Source organism: Glutamicibacter sp. TV12E, assembly GCF_052441935.1.
Lineage (GTDB): Bacteria > Actinomycetota > Actinomycetes > Actinomycetales > Micrococcaceae > Glutamicibacter.
Genome location: NZ_JBQVVF010000001.1, coordinates 1289049 through 1305118 on the forward strand (window position 1 = coordinate 1289049; position 16070 = coordinate 1305118).

The 16070-nt window shown below is 59.2% G+C and carries 20 protein-coding genes and 1 riboswitch; of the genes, 14 read left to right on the top strand and 6 right to left on the bottom strand.

The features are described from left to right. Positions 1-21 precede the first annotated feature (21 nt). From ACT7DV_RS06005 to ACT7DV_RS06035, 7 genes are all read left to right on the top strand, one after another. On the top strand, positions 22-321 hold the full coding sequence (locus ACT7DV_RS06005) for a hypothetical protein (RefSeq protein ID WP_444661326.1): 300 nt from the start codon (positions 22-24) through the stop codon (positions 319-321). Further along, positions 321-803 (top strand): hypothetical protein, encoded by a 483-nt coding sequence (locus ACT7DV_RS06010; protein WP_444661327.1) that lies wholly within the window; start codon positions 321-323, stop codon positions 801-803. The genes ACT7DV_RS06005 and ACT7DV_RS06010 overlap by 1 nt, the downstream gene beginning before the upstream one ends. After that, entirely contained in the window at positions 796-1206 is a 411-nt protein-coding gene (locus ACT7DV_RS06015; RefSeq protein ID WP_444661328.1) for a hypothetical protein, read from the top strand. Before ACT7DV_RS06010 ends, ACT7DV_RS06015 begins: the two co-directional genes overlap by 8 nt. A gap of 78 nt (positions 1207-1284) precedes the next feature. After that, a complete protein-coding gene (locus ACT7DV_RS06020; protein WP_444661329.1) occupies positions 1285-1458 on the top strand; it encodes a hypothetical protein in 174 nt (57 codons plus the stop codon). Positions 1459-1460: 2 nt separating this feature from the next. Beyond that, positions 1461-2519, top strand: coding sequence for a peptidoglycan recognition protein family protein (locus ACT7DV_RS06025; protein WP_444661330.1), 1059 nt, complete (start codon positions 1461-1463; stop codon positions 2517-2519). A gap of 2 nt (positions 2520-2521) precedes the next feature. Beyond that, on the top strand, positions 2522-2869 hold the full coding sequence (locus ACT7DV_RS06030) for a hypothetical protein (RefSeq protein ID WP_444661331.1): 348 nt from the start codon (positions 2522-2524) through the stop codon (positions 2867-2869). Between the two features lie 225 nt (positions 2870-3094). Beyond that, positions 3095-3430, top strand: a complete 336-nt coding sequence (locus ACT7DV_RS06035) for a hypothetical protein (protein WP_444661332.1) — start codon at positions 3095-3097, stop codon at positions 3428-3430. A gap of 404 nt (positions 3431-3834) precedes the next feature. Here ACT7DV_RS06035 and ACT7DV_RS06040 read toward each other — a convergent pair whose 3' ends face one another. Further along, positions 3835-4470, bottom strand: coding sequence for a hypothetical protein (locus ACT7DV_RS06040; protein ID WP_444661333.1), 636 nt, complete (start codon positions 4468-4470; stop codon positions 3835-3837). 356 nt (positions 4471-4826) lie between these two features. Between ACT7DV_RS06040 and ACT7DV_RS06045 the strand changes: the two genes are divergently transcribed. Then, positions 4827-6344 (top strand): acetyl-CoA hydrolase/transferase family protein, encoded by a 1518-nt coding sequence (locus tag ACT7DV_RS06045; protein WP_444661334.1) that lies wholly within the window; start codon positions 4827-4829, stop codon positions 6342-6344. Here ACT7DV_RS06045 and ACT7DV_RS06050 read toward each other — a convergent pair. From ACT7DV_RS06050 to ACT7DV_RS06060, 3 genes are read right to left on the bottom strand one after another with little or no spacing between them, the layout of a single operon-like run. Continuing rightward, a complete protein-coding gene (locus ACT7DV_RS06050) occupies positions 6341-7405 on the bottom strand; it encodes a PQQ-dependent sugar dehydrogenase (protein WP_444661335.1) in 1065 nt (354 codons plus the stop codon). The two genes, ACT7DV_RS06045 and ACT7DV_RS06050, sit on opposite strands and share 4 nt — an antisense overlap. 7 nt (positions 7406-7412) lie before the next feature. Continuing rightward, positions 7413-8003: a dihydrofolate reductase family protein gene (locus tag ACT7DV_RS06055; protein ID WP_444661336.1), complete on the bottom strand. Its 591-nt coding sequence runs from the start codon at positions 8001-8003 to the stop codon at positions 7413-7415. A 45-nt stretch (positions 8004-8048) separates the two neighbouring features. Next, entirely contained in the window at positions 8049-8465 is a 417-nt protein-coding gene (locus ACT7DV_RS06060) for a PaaI family thioesterase (RefSeq protein WP_444661337.1), read from the bottom strand. 399 nt (positions 8466-8864) lie between these two features. Beyond that, positions 8865-8982, top strand: a riboswitch (SAM riboswitch). A gap of 97 nt (positions 8983-9079) precedes the next feature. Here ACT7DV_RS06060 and ACT7DV_RS06065 point away from each other — a divergent pair. From ACT7DV_RS06065 to ACT7DV_RS06080, 4 genes are all read left to right on the top strand, one after another. Continuing rightward, positions 9080-9580 (top strand): flavin reductase family protein, encoded by a 501-nt coding sequence (locus ACT7DV_RS06065; RefSeq protein WP_444661338.1) that lies wholly within the window; start codon positions 9080-9082, stop codon positions 9578-9580. A 659-nt stretch (positions 9581-10239) separates the two neighbouring features. Continuing rightward, a complete protein-coding gene (gene dnaB / locus ACT7DV_RS06070; protein ID WP_060703562.1) occupies positions 10240-11595 on the top strand; it encodes a replicative DNA helicase in 1356 nt (451 codons plus the stop codon). 61 nt (positions 11596-11656) lie between these two features. After that, positions 11657-12400, top strand: a complete 744-nt coding sequence (locus ACT7DV_RS06075; RefSeq protein ID WP_444661339.1) for a ZIP family metal transporter — start codon at positions 11657-11659, stop codon at positions 12398-12400. Between the two features lie 23 nt (positions 12401-12423). Then, a complete protein-coding gene (locus tag ACT7DV_RS06080; protein WP_444661340.1) occupies positions 12424-13809 on the top strand; it encodes an MFS transporter in 1386 nt (461 codons plus the stop codon). Here ACT7DV_RS06080 and ACT7DV_RS06085 read toward each other — a convergent pair. Continuing rightward, on the bottom strand, positions 13806-14138 hold the full coding sequence (locus ACT7DV_RS06085) for a GNAT family N-acetyltransferase (protein ID WP_444661341.1): 333 nt from the start codon (positions 14136-14138) through the stop codon (positions 13806-13808). The two genes, ACT7DV_RS06080 and ACT7DV_RS06085, sit on opposite strands and share 4 nt — an antisense overlap. A 17-nt stretch (positions 14139-14155) precedes the next feature. Beyond that, the gene (locus ACT7DV_RS06090) at positions 14156-15157 is read right to left on the bottom strand and encodes a pirin family protein (RefSeq protein WP_444661342.1); all 1002 of its coding nucleotides are present in this window, start codon (positions 15155-15157) and stop codon (positions 14156-14158) included. A 109-nt stretch (positions 15158-15266) separates the two neighbouring features. Between ACT7DV_RS06090 and ACT7DV_RS06095 the strand changes: the two genes are divergently transcribed. After that, positions 15267-15728: a MarR family winged helix-turn-helix transcriptional regulator gene (locus ACT7DV_RS06095; protein WP_444661343.1), complete on the top strand. Its 462-nt coding sequence runs from the start codon at positions 15267-15269 to the stop codon at positions 15726-15728. An 85-nt stretch (positions 15729-15813) separates the two neighbouring features. Continuing rightward, a complete protein-coding gene (locus ACT7DV_RS06100; protein WP_444661344.1) occupies positions 15814-16068 on the top strand; it encodes a hypothetical protein in 255 nt (84 codons plus the stop codon). Positions 16069-16070: the final 2 nt, after the last annotated feature.

Consider the following 16070-nt stretch of genomic DNA (forward strand, 5'->3'; position numbering starts at 1 on the left):
ACTCATGAAAGGGGAGAGGGAATGGACGAAACACCAAGTGAGCTGGAGGAGAATACGGCGCCGGTCGTGCCGGATCCGGTTCGGCCGCAGACCACTAGCGACCTGCTGAAGATCCAGCGGGCACTCGGCGGCGACACGATGTGGGGTCTTCGACTTGAGATCGCGTTCAAGATCGAAGGCAAACCGGACACGACCAGCAGCCGGATCGCAGTGACCAAGGCCTGTGTGGACAACATCAGCTGCGATATCGACGGCACGGTCTCCACGGAGGGCGTGACCGACGAGCAACTGATGAACGCGGTCAAGGGGCTGGAACAGTGATGCCGACGCATGTTTTCAAACCGACTCGAAACCCGCCTCGCTGGTGGGATCGGCTGCTGGTTCACCCGCTGGATACTACGGTCGCAACTGTCGCGGTGCTTTTCGGGGTGCTCGTGGTCCTGTCGCTGATCATCCCGGATTTCATTCCATCCAAGAGCATGGACAAGATGCCGTGGCCAATCGTTATCCTCGTGTCAGGATTCCTCAGCACCGGCGGACTACTCGCACTGGTCGGCCTGAATTGGTGGGGCGACAACGTTTCCACCGGGTGGGCTGCCGAACAGCTCGGCTGGTGGCTGGCCGCCGGTGGATTCGCCACCTATTCACTGTCTGTCGCATGGCATTACCCGGGCAGTGCTTTTTCCTGGGGAGTGCCACTAGCGCTGGGAATTGGATCAGTGGTTCGGGCGGTGTCGATCATCATGATTGAGCGGTCTGTGCGCCGTACCCTGGCCGAGGTGGAAGGGCATCAGCATGAGTGAAACGTCGATCGTAGCAATCATCCTGGGGGTACTGACATTGCTCACGGGCGGCGGCTTCTGGGGATACCGGCAGTTCAGCCGCGAGGCCCCGGTGCGCAAGCGTGATGCGGATATCGCGGTGGCGGAGAAGTCGCAGCAGATGGCCATGGCCATAGCTGACGATTTGCGGGAGGACTACGGTCGCTTGCGCACTGACCTGAACTCCGAACGCGAAGAGCGGCAGAAGCTGGCCGGCCGGGTGGACTCCTTGGAAACACAAATTCGGGAGCAGAACCGAACGATCCAACGGCTGCGAGAAGCGGTCCGGGTATTCAACGCTGCATGGGATGACCTCTCACATCGCTGGCAGCATTACCGAACATCTGAGCATCCGCCAGCACGCCCGAACATCACCATCGACTAAGCCACCGGAAACGGTGGCTTTTCTCATGCCCAGGCACAACCCGTGCCTGGGCTTTTCCATAACCGGAAGGACTCGCTCATGAGCGACATCAAAGACCCAGAGGCCGGCACCAGTGTCACGGCCGCGGACATCCCCGACGAGGACCAGACCTTGGACTGGGACGTGAAGCGCTTCGGCCGCATGATCGACCACGCCTCCGATGAAGGCCCCGCCACGGTGGCGGCCGGATCCGGCGAAGAAGAAGGAGACTAACCATGCCTCGTATAACTACCCTCGTCCGGCACCTTGAAGCCCGCGGCCTGAAGGTCGAGTACGTGCCCGGATGGTCCACTCGCGGGTCGTCCTCGTTCAATCCCAAGGGCGTGATGGATCACTGGACGGCCGGCCCGAAGGGCTCCACGTCCCGGCCGTCCTTGAACGTGGTCACTTACGGCCGCCCTGGTCTGCCGGGGCCATTGTGCAATGTGTACCTGGACCGCCGCGGCGTGGCAGTGATTGTGGCGGCCGGCCGGGCGAACCACGCCGGGTACGGATCTTGGAAGGGGTATACCGGCAACACGTACTTCTTCGGCATCGAGGCCGAAGCCGCTGGCCCGTCGGACTGGACTGATGAGCAGCGCGAGGCGTATCCGAAGCTCAACGCTGGCCTGCTGGATGCCATCAAAGAGGATGATGCGTCATTCGTTTGTGGCCACTCGGAGTATGCGCTGCCTCGTGGCCGCAAGATCGACATCAACGGCTACTCGATGGACAACATGCGCGCCCAGACTCAGGCCGTGTTGCGGGGCCAGAAGCCGAGCACTAAGCCGTCCGGATCTTCCAAGCCAAAGCCAAAGCCGGAGTCGAAGCCAAAGCCTAAGTCGGTGAAGAAGCAGCTGAACTCGACCCCGCCGAATGGGTCCACGGTCTTCCCGACGGATTATGAGGATCTGGTCCTGGACAAGGATTTCGGAAAGATCACCGTGGGTGCTTTCCAGATCCTGATGGAAGTGGTCAAGATCGGCGTTCGATACAACGAGTGCTGGGACGGCGAGTGGCGCCAGCGCACCATTAAGGACGCGATGGAGTGGCTGCAGTCTAACGGCTACTACTTGGTGACCCAGCACGCCCGTGGCGGGGTGCCGAAGGGGACTCCGCTCAAGGTCGATGGCGGCGACGGTTACTGGTTCTGGTACGAGCTGCAGCGCTTCCTCAAGGCCCGCGGCTTCTACAACAAGACCAATAAGGGTGTGCCGCTCAAGCTGGACGGCGACCCGGAAGGCTGGACCATTCACGGATTCCAGCGCTACATCAACACCAACAATGGAGACTAACCATGATTGAGTTTCACATCCCGCTGTTCCAGATCTTCACGCTTCTGGCAGCTGTGGTCTTCCCGCTCCTGGTCGGCTTGGTGACCAAGCGCGAAACCAACCCGGGCCGCAAGGCCGTGTTCCTCGCTGGGCTTTCGGTGCTGATCAGCTTGTGCACTGAGCTGGCGACCGCGCTGCAGGCCGGCACCGTGTACAACCTGGGCATGGCCCTGCTGACTGGCCTCGGTTCATTCCTGGTCGCCGTGGCTATGCACTACGGGCTGTGGAAACCGACCGGAGTTGCTAACAAGGTGCAGGGCCTGGGCAACGTCCAAGGGAAGCATGAAGCGATCGAGTACACGCACAAGTAGAAGCGTGACTCTCCACTCTTTTGAGTGGACTGGGGTTCTCTGAGTGGCAGCGTGAATTGCTGGTTGCTATCGTGGAATTAGAGCTATCTGATAGCTGAACACTCAAGGGACCTCCAAGTTCGTGTGTGTTCGAAACGTTGATGAGAGTGGTTTCCCCAAAGTTGTTCTCATCAACGTTTCCATTTGAATCCAGGTCTGGTCTGATATTGAGAGGCAATCGATTTCATGACTGTTCCGCCGGTCGAAGCAATCCAAGAGTATCCCGCTGGCAGATATCCGTATGTTGAGGTGACGCTGCGGTGGGGGCAGCTGTTGCACGCCAGGATCAAAGCATGGGCTGGGGATCTCATTCTGATCGAGTACCCTCCGCCATGCGCAGCAGGGACCTTCGAAGGTGACCCGGAACAGTGCTGGATCCACAAGGACACAGCGCGTCGAGTGCGTCGAGCAGATGCCCTGTGGGCCCACACGGATGATGACATGCAGTGGCATGCCGACCAGGACAAGACGATCGAGTACCGGGCAGACCCATCGGTGGTCTACAAGGGCCGCGGCGCTTAGAAGCATTATTTGTCGGTTGGTATATTTACCGGTATAAAATCCAGTGCGAAAACCGCCCCATCCTCAAACGAGGGTGGGGCGGTTTTTTGTCTTATAGCTAATCTGCGCTAAAGCCGAAAATAATCATGGTTACGCCAGCGACCAATAGGACGAGCGCTACGAGCAGCATGATCAATGAACCAGTGCCGACCCATAGATATCCCATGTACAGGCCTATGATTGTGGCTAGTATTCCTGCTAAACCTAATCCAACAAGTGCTGCTTTTTTCGCATTCAAGAATTCCCCCCAAGCAAGTGATGTATCGGGATCATAGCACCGGTACTAGGCGTTAGATAGCGAAGCTTTATGCAATGAAGACGGGATAAAATGATCGGGCGGCTTTTCAGTTAACTTGAACTGGCTATTAGTCTTCGGGCGCGGCCGTTGAGTGCGCTGTCCACTCTTTGCCCGCTTCCTGGAAGGCTTTCCATTCCTTGTATTCTGAGACCAGCCCGTTCGTGGCCATCACCTCTTCGAAGATCCCATGAACAGGCACCGAGACTGTTGAAATTTCTTTTGGCAAAGATCCCTCGTCAATCTCAATCGCGAATAGGAGTGTTCCTTTTCCTCCTGGCTTGATGTTGAAGCGTTGTTTATCTTCCAACTCGTAGCCCTCATCGGTGAGTTTGTCGTACTCAGCCTCAGAGAGTTCTTTCATGCCATCAGCCGTGGTGTAGGAATAGTCTGAATTCATCACGGGGCTTGCTTCGCTGATAGTGCGGTTCATGCTGAGAAACGGGTACTCGACCTCGTCGGCTCCCTCTACAAGGACTTCTGGAATTGAGACGACTTCGGTCCCTTGGGAATTATCGACACGAACTTTCAGATACTCGCGGTGGTAGCCAACAGCTTTTTTCATGAAAGCCTCGACTGCGGCCGCCTCCGGGTCGGTCTCATCTACAAACTTCACCGTACCCTCTGCGCCCTGGCTAGAGACGAACTGATAATCCATCTTCGTTGTGAGCTTGAGATCGGTTGCATCGAGAGTAGTGAAATCCACGCCCGAGGAACTTATATTTCCTTTGCCAGGCGTCGCTGTCTGAGACGGTGACTGACTTGCTGGAGCTTCGGAACCTTCAGGACTCGTTGACGCTGCCCCGCTGCTGCAGGAAGCAAGGCTTAGCGCTAGAGCAGTGAAGGTCAGTATCGCAAGTGACTTTCGCATAGGGGTCTCCTAGGACGAGGTGAGAACAATTATCCTGAGTGTAGGCTGAAAGGGTGGGGAACGGGAAAAGGTGTTCTTTCCATGTCGATTTATCACGGATCTGGAAAGAATTAACTCATGAAGAGCATCCGTTCATGTTCGTGATCCCACGTTGAGAATTTATCTACCGTCAAGAATGTGGGTTTAGAGTTTTGCACGAGCGTATTCACCACCGGGCCTTTGCCGATCGCCTGATGAGCGCCGAACAGGCGGCAGCATTCATCAAGCCGGGAATGACGGTGGCCATGAGCGGCTTCACCGGTGCCGGATACCCCAAGGCAGTGCCCGGCGCCCTGGCCGCCCAGATGGAACGCCAGCACGCTGCCGGCGAGGAGTTCAAGATCAACGTGCTCACCGGCGCCTCCACCGCCCCCGAGCTCGATGGCGTGCTGGCCAAGGCCGAGGGCATGAACCTGCGCCTTCCCTACATGTCCGATCCCGAGCTGCGCCGCCGCATCAACGAGGGCAACATGGAGTACATGGACATCCACCTGTCCCATGTCGCCCAGCACGCCTGGTTCGGCTTCTACGGCAAGATCGACGTGGCCATCATCGAGGTGGTCGGCGTAACCGCCGAAGGCGACCTGATCCCCTCCAGCTCCGTGGGCAACAACAAGACCTGGCTGGAAATGGCCGACAAGGTCATCATCGAGGTCAACGCGCAGCAATCTGCCGCCATGGAGGGCATGCACGATGTCTACTACGGCACCGCATTGCCTCCGCACCGCAAGCCCATCGCGTTGACTACTGTGCGCGACCGGATCGGCCAGAAGTACCTGGACGTCGGCGTCAACAAGATCGCGGCGGTGGTCCAAACCGACGCGCCAGACCGGCTGAGCCCTTTCGCCCCGGTGGACGAGACCAGCGAGAGGATCGCCGATCACCTGCTGGGCTTCCTGGACTCGGAGATCCGCGCCGGCAGGTTGACCGAGAAGCTGCTGCCATTGCAGTCGGGCGTCGGCAACATCGCCAACGCCGTGCTGGCGGGCCTGTCCCGCGGTGGCTACAAGGGCTTGGCCGCCTACACCGAGGTCATCCAGGACGGCATGTTGGAGCTGATCAAGGACGGCACCATCGAGTTCGCCTCGGCCACCAGCTTTTCGCTGTCCGCCGAGGGCATCGAGGAATTCAACCGCAATGTGGAGCACTACCGCGAACGCATCCTGCTGCGCGCCCAGGAGATCTCCAACCACCCGGAGATCATCCGGCGCCTGGGCTGCATCGCCCTGAACGGGATGATCGAGGCCGACATCTACGGCAATGTGAACTCCACCAATGTCCTGGGCTCCCATGTCATGAACGGCATCGGCGGCTCCGGCGACTTCGCCCGCAACGGCTACCTGTCGGTGTTCATGTCCCCGTCCACCGCCAAGGGCGGCAAGATCTCGGGCATCGTGCCCTTCGCATCGCATGTGGACCACACCGAGCACGACACCATGATCCTGATTACCGAACAGGGCCTGGCCGACCTGCGCGGCCTTTCGCCCAAGCAGCGCGCCCAGCTGGTCATCAAGAACTGCGCGCATCCGGACTACCGTGGGCTGCTGCAGGACTACTTCGACCGGGCTTGCAGGCAAAGCTACGGCAAACACACCCCTCACCTGCTGGGCGAGGCCCTATCCTGGCACCAGCGCTTCGAGCAGACCGGGGATATGCGCCCGGCCAGCTAGCCGCCGGTCTGGCGGGGCATCAGGCGCACGATGCGGTCATCGCCAGCACCGGGCTGGCCACGCCCGTCGGTGTTGTTCGTCAGCACCAGCAGCGAGCCGCCAGGATCCACCAGCACATCGCGCAGCCGGCCGAGCCGGCCATCAAGCAGCTCTTGCTCGGTGGCCGGCGCGTCCAGTTCCACCGCGCGCAGCACTTCTCCGCGCAGATTCGCCAGGTAGGCGGTGCCATCGAGGATCGCGATGCCGCTGGGGCTGGCCTCCGAGGGGGACCACTGCGCAATCGGGTCGGTGTACGACCGATCTGCGCCGCCCTTCCCCTCGACTTCGGGCCAGCCATAGTTCCCGCCGGCCTTGATGATGTTCAGTTCGTCGAAGGTGTTTTGCCCGAATTCGCTGGCATACATGGTGCCATCATCGCTCCACGCCAGGCCCTGCACATTGCGGTGCCCATAACTGTAGACGAGGGAATTCTCGAGGGGGTTGTCTTCCGGGACGCTTCCATCGGGTGCCATGCGCAGGATCTTGCCGCCCAGCGCCTGCAGGTCCTGGGCTTGCCCAGGGTTGGACGCATCGCCCACGCTCGCGTAGAGCATTCCATCCGGTCCGATGGCCAGCCGCCCGCCGTTGTGGATATTGGCCGAGGGCAAGGAATCCAGCAGGGTCCGCGGAGCCGACAATGACAAGTTTCCGGCGCTGCCTTGCACCGTGAATTGCTGAATGCGGTTACCGGATTCAGCGGTGGAAAAAGCGTAGAGCTGGTCCGGCGCGAGGAAGGCCAGGCCCAGCAGCCCGCCTTCGCCTATCGCTGCGAGATCCTCGATCCGGGCCACTTCGCGGCTCTGTCCGGACTCCGAAACCTCCAGGATCCTCCCGGAATCGCGTTCGCTGACCAGCAAGCTGTCCTGGACGTAGACCATGGACCACGGAGCTTCCAAGCCGGTGGCCAGTAGTTCTGGAGCGGTTTGCGATTCGGCAGCTGGACTTGGAGGTGGTGTTGGCGTGGAGCATCCGGCGAGGAACACTGCGCCGAGCAGCAGGCAAGCGTCTCGGATGTGCTTCATCGAGCGGCTAAGCGTGCGCCGGCTGGTGGCGCGTCGGGCGATACGTCAGTTCCTGGATCCGGCCGTCCAAAAGCTTTGAATCGACAAGTTCCAGGTCATAGTCGTCGACCCCGCCGAGTACCGGAGCAGAGCCGCTATGCCCGGTCAGCACCGGGAAGATGCTCACCTGGATGAAGTCCACTAGACCTGCCGCCAGCAGCGAATGGTTCATGGCCAGGGAACCGTGAGAGCGCAGCGGCACATCTGAGGTTTTCTTGAGTTGGGCTACGACTTCCAAGGCATCAGCGCGCTCCAGCGTGGCATTAGGCCAAGACAGCGGCTCTTCCAAGGTGGTGGAGATGACAGTGGCGGGCTTGTCGTGCAAAGCCACGCCCCACGCGTCTTCAACCTCGGGATTCATCTCGATTTCTGCCCAGAAGAGACTAAATAAGCGGAAGGTGTTTGCTCCGAAAACCATGCGGCATTCGGGAGTGTAGAGCCCGAGGCGATGGGCCAACAGCTCTGGCCCCTGTTTTCCCCAGTAGCCACCCCAATCGCTGCCTGCACTGCCGAAGCCATCAAGGCTGCTGAACACGTCAAAGGTATAGGTGGCACTCATGGCAAGCCTCCGAAGCTGATCCGCTAGGTGCCACCTAGGATACGCTCAGGCGCCGGGCATATCTACGTTTTGGGTGCGCAATTGTCCGCGCGAGAGTTCCTTTCCGCTGGCCTCATCGGTGATGACGACTTCCCACAACTGCTGGGTCTTGCCTTGGAACAGCGCCTTGGCCTCAACCTGCACGCGCGCACCGGTGGAGGGACGCAGGAAGTCGGTGGCATTGTGCACGCCCACAGCAAATTGATTGCGCTCTGAGACCGCGTAGCTGGCGCCAACGCTGCCGGCGCTTTCAATCATGGAGGCATAGACACCTCCATGAACGACGCCCCACGGGGTGTGGTGCTCTTCATTGAGGTCGGCATGGCCTCGCACGGAAGTGGCGGTGATGTCATCAAAGACCAGGCCAATGCTGTCAGTGAAGCGGCTGGTCTTGTCGGGGATTCGCTGTTCTGGGGAACTCACGGGTGGCTCCAAAAGTGTTGGGGCGCGATGCGCCTGTTCGAGCGGTGGGGATTGCAGTTCAATTATTCGCACTTTACCTGTTGAAGTGCGCGGCAATCCTTCCGGGATGATCCCTGGTGGCGGATCTTCACATTCGGTGTGCGCCATGGCGAACCTTGGCGCCGATTTTCCTGGAAGCGCAGATGCCGGAAAATATTTAGCCCTGCCATAAGTTAATGCGTTACGACGAAGATCACACCCTCGCGGCCCACTGAAGTGCCACTGTGGGCCGAATTGGTGAATAAAGGACTGTTTTGTGACCTTAAAACTGAGCCACTGTCGAATATTTTGTTGAATATTGCGATTTGAGAAGTGAATTGTTTGACGGTGCTTCGTCATGGGCCATATTGTTTTAAGCAGAATCAAGAGCATCAGCTAAAAGCCCTGGCTTGCTGATCGGCAACCCTCTCAACGGTAGTGGGGTGCTCCAGGTGAGGATTCGGTTTTGCGCCAAATGGTGTCAGAACAAGTACCGCGCACGGCGTGAAACCTCAGTGGCAACCGGATTCGGATCAACTCGAACCGCTGTTCCCGCTGGGTCTGACGCGGTGGGCAAGAACCGAAGGAATCGAGCCATGTCATTGAATCGTGAACTTGACCCGCTAACCCTACGCAAGGTTTTCGCTCAACATCCCTCAGGCGTGGCCGCTCTGTGCGCAGAAGTGGACGGCGTAAAAACCGGCATTGTTGCATCCTCATTCACTGTGGGGGTTTCGCTGGAGCCCGCATTGGTGATGTTCGCAGTCCAGAAGACCTCCAACACTTGGCCGAAACTGCGCGAGGCCAGCTACATTGGTGTTTCGGTACTCAGCGATCTTAATGGAGGGGTCTGCACGCAGATCGCTTCGAAGAAGGGCGATCGGTTCCTCGGCGTGGACACCGTGGTTTCTGAGCAGGGCGCTCTGTTTATTGAAGAGTCCACCCTCTGGCTGGAAACGTCGATTTACAATGAAGTCGAAGCTGGTGACCACTGGGTTGTGCTTTTGGAGGTGCATGGGCATCACACATCACAGCACTCGCCGCAGATCTTCCATGATTCCCGATTTCATTCAATCCCAGTTCCTGAGCTCGTCTAGATCTTCTGAGTGGTAGTTTCCCGAAGGCTCGGCGCGGATTTCCTGATGGTGATCTGCACCGGGCCTTGTCGGGTTTCGGGACGCGTTGAACGCCAGGCAAATAGTTATCCACGGTGTGTATGGCGGCCGCTTCGCGAAAATGTGGACTATTGGCCATAATCTGCCGAGTTGGCCGTTATAAGAGACGGTGACTAAGCCTTTTGCGATTCTATGAATATCCACATGGTTATCCACATGACTGTGGGCAAGATGTGCAGAACTGTGTGAAAACCGCGATAATCCCTGTATTGCGGGCGTTTTTGGGTGTTGATAACTACTGTGAACATATCGCTACCTTCAATAAAACATTTCCCTGTCCACAGATGTGAAAACAGAAAACACCTAGTCAATCACTATTACTGTTGGGTACTTGACAATAATCCACAGGGTTCTCCCCAGACAGTGAACAGGCTAGTCCACAGCTGATGGTATGTTATGCACAGGACCTGTGGATAATGGAGTTTACGTGGGTAGACATCGGCCCTACTGTTGGCTTTGGGGCAGAAATATCCACAGACGTAATCCATTGAACAGTTGGCATCAACTAGCAGGTTGGAACGTTGCCATCTGGCAAGGAAGATTTTTCTCCCTGGGGTCAATAGGGGATGGAAGTGTCTGCAATGAGTGCTGAGCCGGTCTACGAAGGACGAGAATCCGACGCAGGGCGCAAGCCGCCACAGGATGTCGAAGCCGAGATGTCCGTGCTCGGTGGCATGATGCTATCCAAGGACGCCATCGCCGACGTCGTTGAGGCGCTGCGAGGAACCGACTTCTACCGTCCGGCTCACGAATCCATCTACGAAGCCATTATCGATTTGTACGGCCGAGGTGAACCTGCCGATGCTGTGACCGTGGCCGACTTGCTGACCAAGCGCGGCGAAATTTCCCGTGTGGGTGGCGCTGCCTACCTTCACAACCTCATTCAGCAGGTGCCCACCGCCGCTAACGCCGGCTACTATGCAGAAATCGTGCGCGAGCGCGCCGTCTTGCGCCGCCTGGTGGACGCCGGAACCCGCATCGTCCAGATGGGCTACTCGCCCGATGGAGAAGTCGATGCCATCGTCAATGAAGCGCAAGCCGAGGTCTACAAGGTTGCGGAAAACCGCAGCAGCGAAGACTACGTACGCCTCTCGGACATCATCGAAGGCACCGTAGACGAAATCGAAAACGCCGCGAACGCCGGCGACGGCATCACCGGCGTGCCCACCGGGTTCTACGAATTCGACGAGCTGACCCAGGGCCTGAAGGGCGGCCAGATGATCATCATCGCGGCCCGTCCTGCAGTGGGTAAGTCGACTTTCGCACTGGACTTCGCCCGGTCCGCCGCCATCAAGAACAACATGGCCACCGTCTTCTTCTCCCTGGAAATGGGCCGCAATGAAATTGCGATGCGCCTGCTTTCGGCAGAAGCCTCCATCCAGCTCCAGGACCTGCGCAAGGGTTCGGTGGAAGATGCACAATGGACGAAGATTGCCACCACCATGGGCCGGTTGAATGAAGCGCCGCTGTTCATCGACGATTCGCCGAATATGTCCATGATGGAAATCCGCGCCAAGTGCCGCCGCCTGAAGCAGCGCAACGAGCTGCGCATGATCATCCTCGACTACCTGCAGCTGATGAGTTCGGGCAAGCGCGTGGAATCACGCCAGCAGGAAGTTTCCGAATTCTCGCGTAACCTCAAGTTGCTGGCCAAGGAACTCGATGTTCCGTTGATCGCGCTGTCGCAGCTGAACCGTGGATCCGAACAGCGAACCGATAAGCGGCCTATGGTTTCGGACCTTCGTGAATCCGGTTCCATTGAGCAGGACGCCGATATGGTGATCTTGCTGCACCGTGATGATGTGTATGACAAGGAAAACCGTCCAGGCGAGGCCGACGTGATCATCGCCAAGCACCGTGCCGGTCCTACCAAAACCATCACCGTGGCATTCCAAGGCCACTACTCGCGCTTCAGCAATATGTCCTCTGAGGGTTAATCCCAGTCAGAACCAACATGGCAGCTACTAAGCCAGCGACTTGCTGGCTATAGTGGGTGCCATGTTCGCTTCTTTGCAGGCCTTGCTTTGGGGCACGGTAGCCGGCTCGGCGCTGTTGCTGGGATCTGGCGCTGCCTGGTGGCTGAAAATTCCGAAGGTCTGGGTTTGCGCGATCATGGCCTTAGGCGCAGGAGTGCTGGTCAGTGCACTGAGCTTTGAGCTTGTACTCGAGGCCTTCGAAACTGGCGGGCTTCTGGCAACGGCGGCCGGTGTGCTGGTGGGAGCCGCGCTGTATTTCTCGGCCAATAGGGTACTGGCCTGGCGCACCGCAAGGCGTCAAAAAGCCTCGGGCAGCGCTCAGGGCGGCGAACCTGCGGGCACCGCTTTGGCAGTGGGAGCCTTGATCGACGGCATTCCCGAATCCGTGGCACTGGGTCTGAGCGTTGTGGCTAGCTCGAGCATCAACCCCGCCATGCTCATTGCCATTTTCATTTCCAACATTCCCGAAGGGTTGGCCAGCACGGCTCAAATGAAGAGCGCCGGCCGCAAAGGTTCGTCTATTGCCCTTCTGTGGGGTTCCATCGCGATTTCTTGTGGGCTGGCTGCCTTTGTCGGGGCACTGGCCATGCAATCCATGCCTGAAGAAGCCTTGGCCTTCGCCACGGCAGTTGCCGCAGGCGGAATCCTGACCATGATTGCCGACTCGATGATTCCCGAAGCCTATTCTGTTGAACATGATTACACCGGGCTGCTGGTCACCGGTGGCTTCCTGTCGGCATTCGCCCTGCATGTTCTGGGCGGCTAGCAGAAAACTGGCATGATTAGGGCATGCCCCTAAGACGTAGTAGCCACAACCCTGCGCCAGCTACAGAAACCATTTACGCACCGCAATTCTTGGCCACCACCATGGGCATGTTTGTTCTGGTGTTCCTTGTTGCCTTTGAATCCATGGCCGTCACCACCGTGATGCCGATGGTCAGCGAACTGCTCAACGGCGAACGCTATTTTGCGCTGGCCTTTGCCGCCCCGATTGCCAGTGGCATGCTCGGCATGGTTGCCGCCGGTGAAGTCACCGACCGCTGGGGACCAAAGCATCCCCTGTTTATTAGCGTCGCGATTTTCTGCGTGGGCTTGCTGATCTGCGGTTCTGCAGCGAATATGCCCATGCTTATCGGCGGGCGCATCTTGCAAGGCGTCGGAGGCGGTGCCATCACCGTGGCAATCTACGTGCTCATTGCCCGTGCCTATCCAGGCCAGCTGCATTCAAAAATCTTTGCGCTCTTTGCCACCGCGTGGGTGCTGCCAGCGATGGTTGGCCCATGGCTGGCCGGCCTGATGGCGGTGCACCTCGGCTGGCGCTGGGTCTTTTCCGGCGTGGCCGTCTTGGTGATCGTCGCCTTCTGCGCAATGGTTCCGGTGCTCAAATCCCTGGATTCCGAACGCAACCAGGAACTCGGTCCGGTATCGGTGAAGCGCCTGGCGCTTGCCGGGCTGACGGGGCTTGCCGTGATCTCCATGAATCTGCTGGGCAATTCGAACAGCCGCTGGTCGCTGGCCGGATTAGCGCTGGCGCTGGTGGTTGCATTGGTGGCGATTCGCCCGCTGCTACCGCGTGGGACGTTCCTGGCGCGCCGCGGACTGCCTGCCACCATCACCACCAGGATCTTCATTACCGGCGCCTTCTTCGGTGTGGAGGTTTATCTGCCCTATCTGCTTCGCGAGGACTACCAGCTCGCTCCGGACCGGGCCGGTTTGATCCTGACAGCCTCGGCCCTGTGCTGGTCGATGGGTTCATGGCTCCAGGGAAGGCTGGGGGAGAAGGTCGCTTCCTCAACCTGCATCACCGTGGGCGCAGTGGCCGGGAGCGTGGCCATAGCCACCGCATTGGCCACCGCGCTCTTCCACCCGCCGGTGCTCGTACTGGTGTGCGGCTGGGCGGTCGGGGGCTTTGGCATGGGGATGATTTTCCCCCGCCAAAACGTCAACATGCTGGCACTGTCCACCAAGGAAGAACAGGGCTTCAACTCCTCGGCGATGTCCGTGGCGGACTCGCTGGGCAATGCCGGGGCCACAGCCATCGGCGGCGTCATCTTTGCGCTGGCCGCTGCCGGCACGGGCTTCGTTGCGGTCTTCAGCTTCAGCCTGGTTCTGGTCCTGGTTCTGATCGCCATTTCGCCACGCACCAAGGGTTCCCCGGGCCTGGCAGCGCGCTAGCCGCGCGGCAAGATCTCCAAGTGCGCCCTGATTGGCTTCACTAGATGCTGGTCGTACTCGCTGTGCTTGGCCACATAGCCCTTGACATAGGGGCAGACCGCCACGATTTTCGCTCCGCTGGCGATGGTGTTCTGCAGCGCGAATTTCACCAGGACGCTGGCTAGTCCCTGTCCGGCGTAGTCCTCATCCACGGTGGTGTGGAAGAAGATCCGCTCGGTTCCTTCGGCTCCATCAAAGTCCCGGTAGTGTGCCGCGCCGATGATCTTGCCGTTATCGTCAAGGGCGAAGCGCTGGCGCTCGGGAAGGAAGACTGGCTGGATCTCACTCATGTTTGGTGTCCTTTTGGTCAGGAGGGGTTCACGCGCGGACGCAGGCGAACGGTGGGAAGTGCTGGGGCGGGCAGGGCCGCCGGGGTGCCGGGCGGGAACGGGCCGAAGCGATCCTCCGACGCGTCTCCTGGTTCTGCTCCGATCTCGGCTTGCCACTGCGCGCGGAAGGCGAGGACTTCCTCGTGGGTGCGGCCCACAAAGTTCCACCACATTAAGATGTCTTCCTTCAATGGTTCTCCGCCGATGAGCAAGGCCAGCACCGGTTCGTCACCGGAAGCCAGGCGCAGGGTGGTGGAACCAGCGCGCACGAACCCGAGATCGCGTGGGGCCAGCTGGTGCCCGTTGAGCTGCAGCGCGCCCGAATCCAGGAGGATTCCGTGCTCATGATGCTCCGGGACCAGGATCTCAATCTGGGTGTTCGGTTCCAGGCGCAGTTCAGCGCCGCCCAACTCCGAGTGGGTCACGATCGGAGAGGCGGAGCGCTGCCCGGAGATTTCGTAGCTGCCCATGAAAACTGACATGGACCAGCCTGGCCCAGAGAGCGATTCTGGCCGATAATTTTCAAAGGTGTGCTCCATGTCCCGGGCGTGCTCGGGCAAAGCAGTCCACAGCTGGGCTCCGTGCAGAATGGTGGTGCCATCGGTGAGGATTTCGGAGTGGCTAATGCCGTGCCCAGCGGTCATGAGGTTGACCTCGCCTGGGCGCACGGTGGCTTTGAAGCCTGCCGAATCCATGTGGTTGATTTCTCCGGTGAATAGCCAGGAGACCGTTTGCAGCCCGGTGTGGGGGTGGCGTGGAACGTTCATGCCGCCGGTGGCTTTGACGTCGTCGGGACCGTAGTGGTCCAGGAAGCACCAGGCGCCGATGAGGCTGCGCTGCTTTTGTGGCAGGGTGCGGAATACTGTCATGGCCCGGGGCCCGCCCAACGGAACCTCACGAGGCGTCAAGACTTCAACCTCGGCATGGGATGTGACTTCACTGCAGTTGACTTCTGCCGGGTTGTGCTCGAGATTGCTCATAAGCCAAGGTTATTCACTGCATCGGGCTTTGGCTACAATCGACTGGCGGTTAGGCCGGGGTACGATCGAGGCACCCGTATTGCCCCGATTTCAAGGAGTTTGCAGCAACGTGGACAGCGCTATTCTTCCGGAGGATGATCTTCTCAAGCTGGAAAAGCAGGTGTGCTTTGGTTTGGCGGTCGCCTCTCGAACGGTGATCTCTGCCTATAAGCCCGTGCTGGATCCACTGGGCCTGACCCACCCGCAGTACCTGGTGATGCTGGCGCTGTGGGATTCTGGCCCCATGAGCGCTCGCGAACTGAGCGAGCAGTTGCACCTGGACCCTGGAACACTGTCTCCGCTGGTCAAGCGGTTGGAGGCCGCCGGCCTGGTGGACAAATCCAAAAATCCGCACGACGAGCGCGCAGTCATCCTCCAGCCCACTGACAAGGGCGCTGAACTTCGCAAGGAGGCGCTGAAAGTTCCGCTGGAGATGATGTCTCGACTCGAGCTCTCAGAGAAGGACGTTGTTGAGCTCAGGGACCTTCTGGACCGCCTGATTGCCGCTGGAGTCAATGCGCCGAAGGAGTAGCCACCCATTTAGTTGGTGTACCAACTAATAGGGTATGCTGGGTCAAAAGCACCAACACCCACGCATACTGCAGAGGACCACTCGCATGGACGAATCTCCGCTGCCAATCATCACCGATACCACCGGGTTGAGCATTGGCTATCGCATTCTCTGGCGACTGAAGTATTTGGGACTGAGCATTTTCGGTCCTGCAGAACGCCTGGTGGAAGCCAGCCCTCGCGAGCGCATCAAGTGGGACCGGGCCATGAAGGTCAAGGCGGCCCATGAGGCCGCGGAGACCCAGCCTGATGAGCAGACGCTGTACACGGCCAGCCGACTGGAACCGCGTCGCCGCCAGTAGTA

Bases quoted from the DNA above. Each gene is read 5' to 3' on its own strand.
- ACT7DV_RS06020 (WP_444661329.1), top strand. From the start codon at position 1,285: ATGAGCGACATCAAAGACCCAGAGGCCGGCACCAGTGTCACGGCCGCG.
- ACT7DV_RS06015 (WP_444661328.1), top strand. From the start codon at position 796: ATGAGTGAAACGTCGATCGTAGCAATCATCCTGGGGGTACTGACATTG.
- ACT7DV_RS06100 (WP_444661344.1), top strand. From the start codon at position 15,814: ATGGACGAATCTCCGCTGCCAATCATCACCGATACCACCGGGTTGAGC.
- dnaB (WP_060703562.1), top strand. From the start codon at position 10,240: ATGAGTGCTGAGCCGGTCTACGAAGGACGAGAATCCGACGCAGGGCGC.
- ACT7DV_RS06050 (WP_444661335.1), bottom strand. From the start codon at position 7,405: ATGAAGCACATCCGAGACGCTTGCCTGCTGCTCGGCGCAGTGTTCCTC.
- ACT7DV_RS06090 (WP_444661342.1), bottom strand. From the start codon at position 15,157: ATGAGCAATCTCGAGCACAACCCGGCAGAAGTCAACTGCAGTGAAGTC.
- ACT7DV_RS06035 (WP_444661332.1), top strand. From the start codon at position 3,095: ATGACTGTTCCGCCGGTCGAAGCAATCCAAGAGTATCCCGCTGGCAGA.
- ACT7DV_RS06085 (WP_444661341.1), bottom strand. From the start codon at position 14,138: ATGAGTGAGATCCAGCCAGTCTTCCTTCCCGAGCGCCAGCGCTTCGCC.
- ACT7DV_RS06010 (WP_444661327.1), top strand. From the start codon at position 321: ATGCCGACGCATGTTTTCAAACCGACTCGAAACCCGCCTCGCTGGTGG.
- ACT7DV_RS06080 (WP_444661340.1), top strand. From the start codon at position 12,424: ATGCCCCTAAGACGTAGTAGCCACAACCCTGCGCCAGCTACAGAAACC.
- ACT7DV_RS06030 (WP_444661331.1), top strand. From the start codon at position 2,522: ATGATTGAGTTTCACATCCCGCTGTTCCAGATCTTCACGCTTCTGGCA.
- ACT7DV_RS06075 (WP_444661339.1), top strand. From the start codon at position 11,657: ATGTTCGCTTCTTTGCAGGCCTTGCTTTGGGGCACGGTAGCCGGCTCG.
- ACT7DV_RS06065 (WP_444661338.1), top strand. From the start codon at position 9,080: ATGTCATTGAATCGTGAACTTGACCCGCTAACCCTACGCAAGGTTTTC.
- ACT7DV_RS06005 (WP_444661326.1), top strand. From the start codon at position 22: ATGGACGAAACACCAAGTGAGCTGGAGGAGAATACGGCGCCGGTCGTG.
- ACT7DV_RS06025 (WP_444661330.1), top strand. From the start codon at position 1,461: ATGCCTCGTATAACTACCCTCGTCCGGCACCTTGAAGCCCGCGGCCTG.
- ACT7DV_RS06055 (WP_444661336.1), bottom strand. From the start codon at position 8,003: ATGAGTGCCACCTATACCTTTGACGTGTTCAGCAGCCTTGATGGCTTC.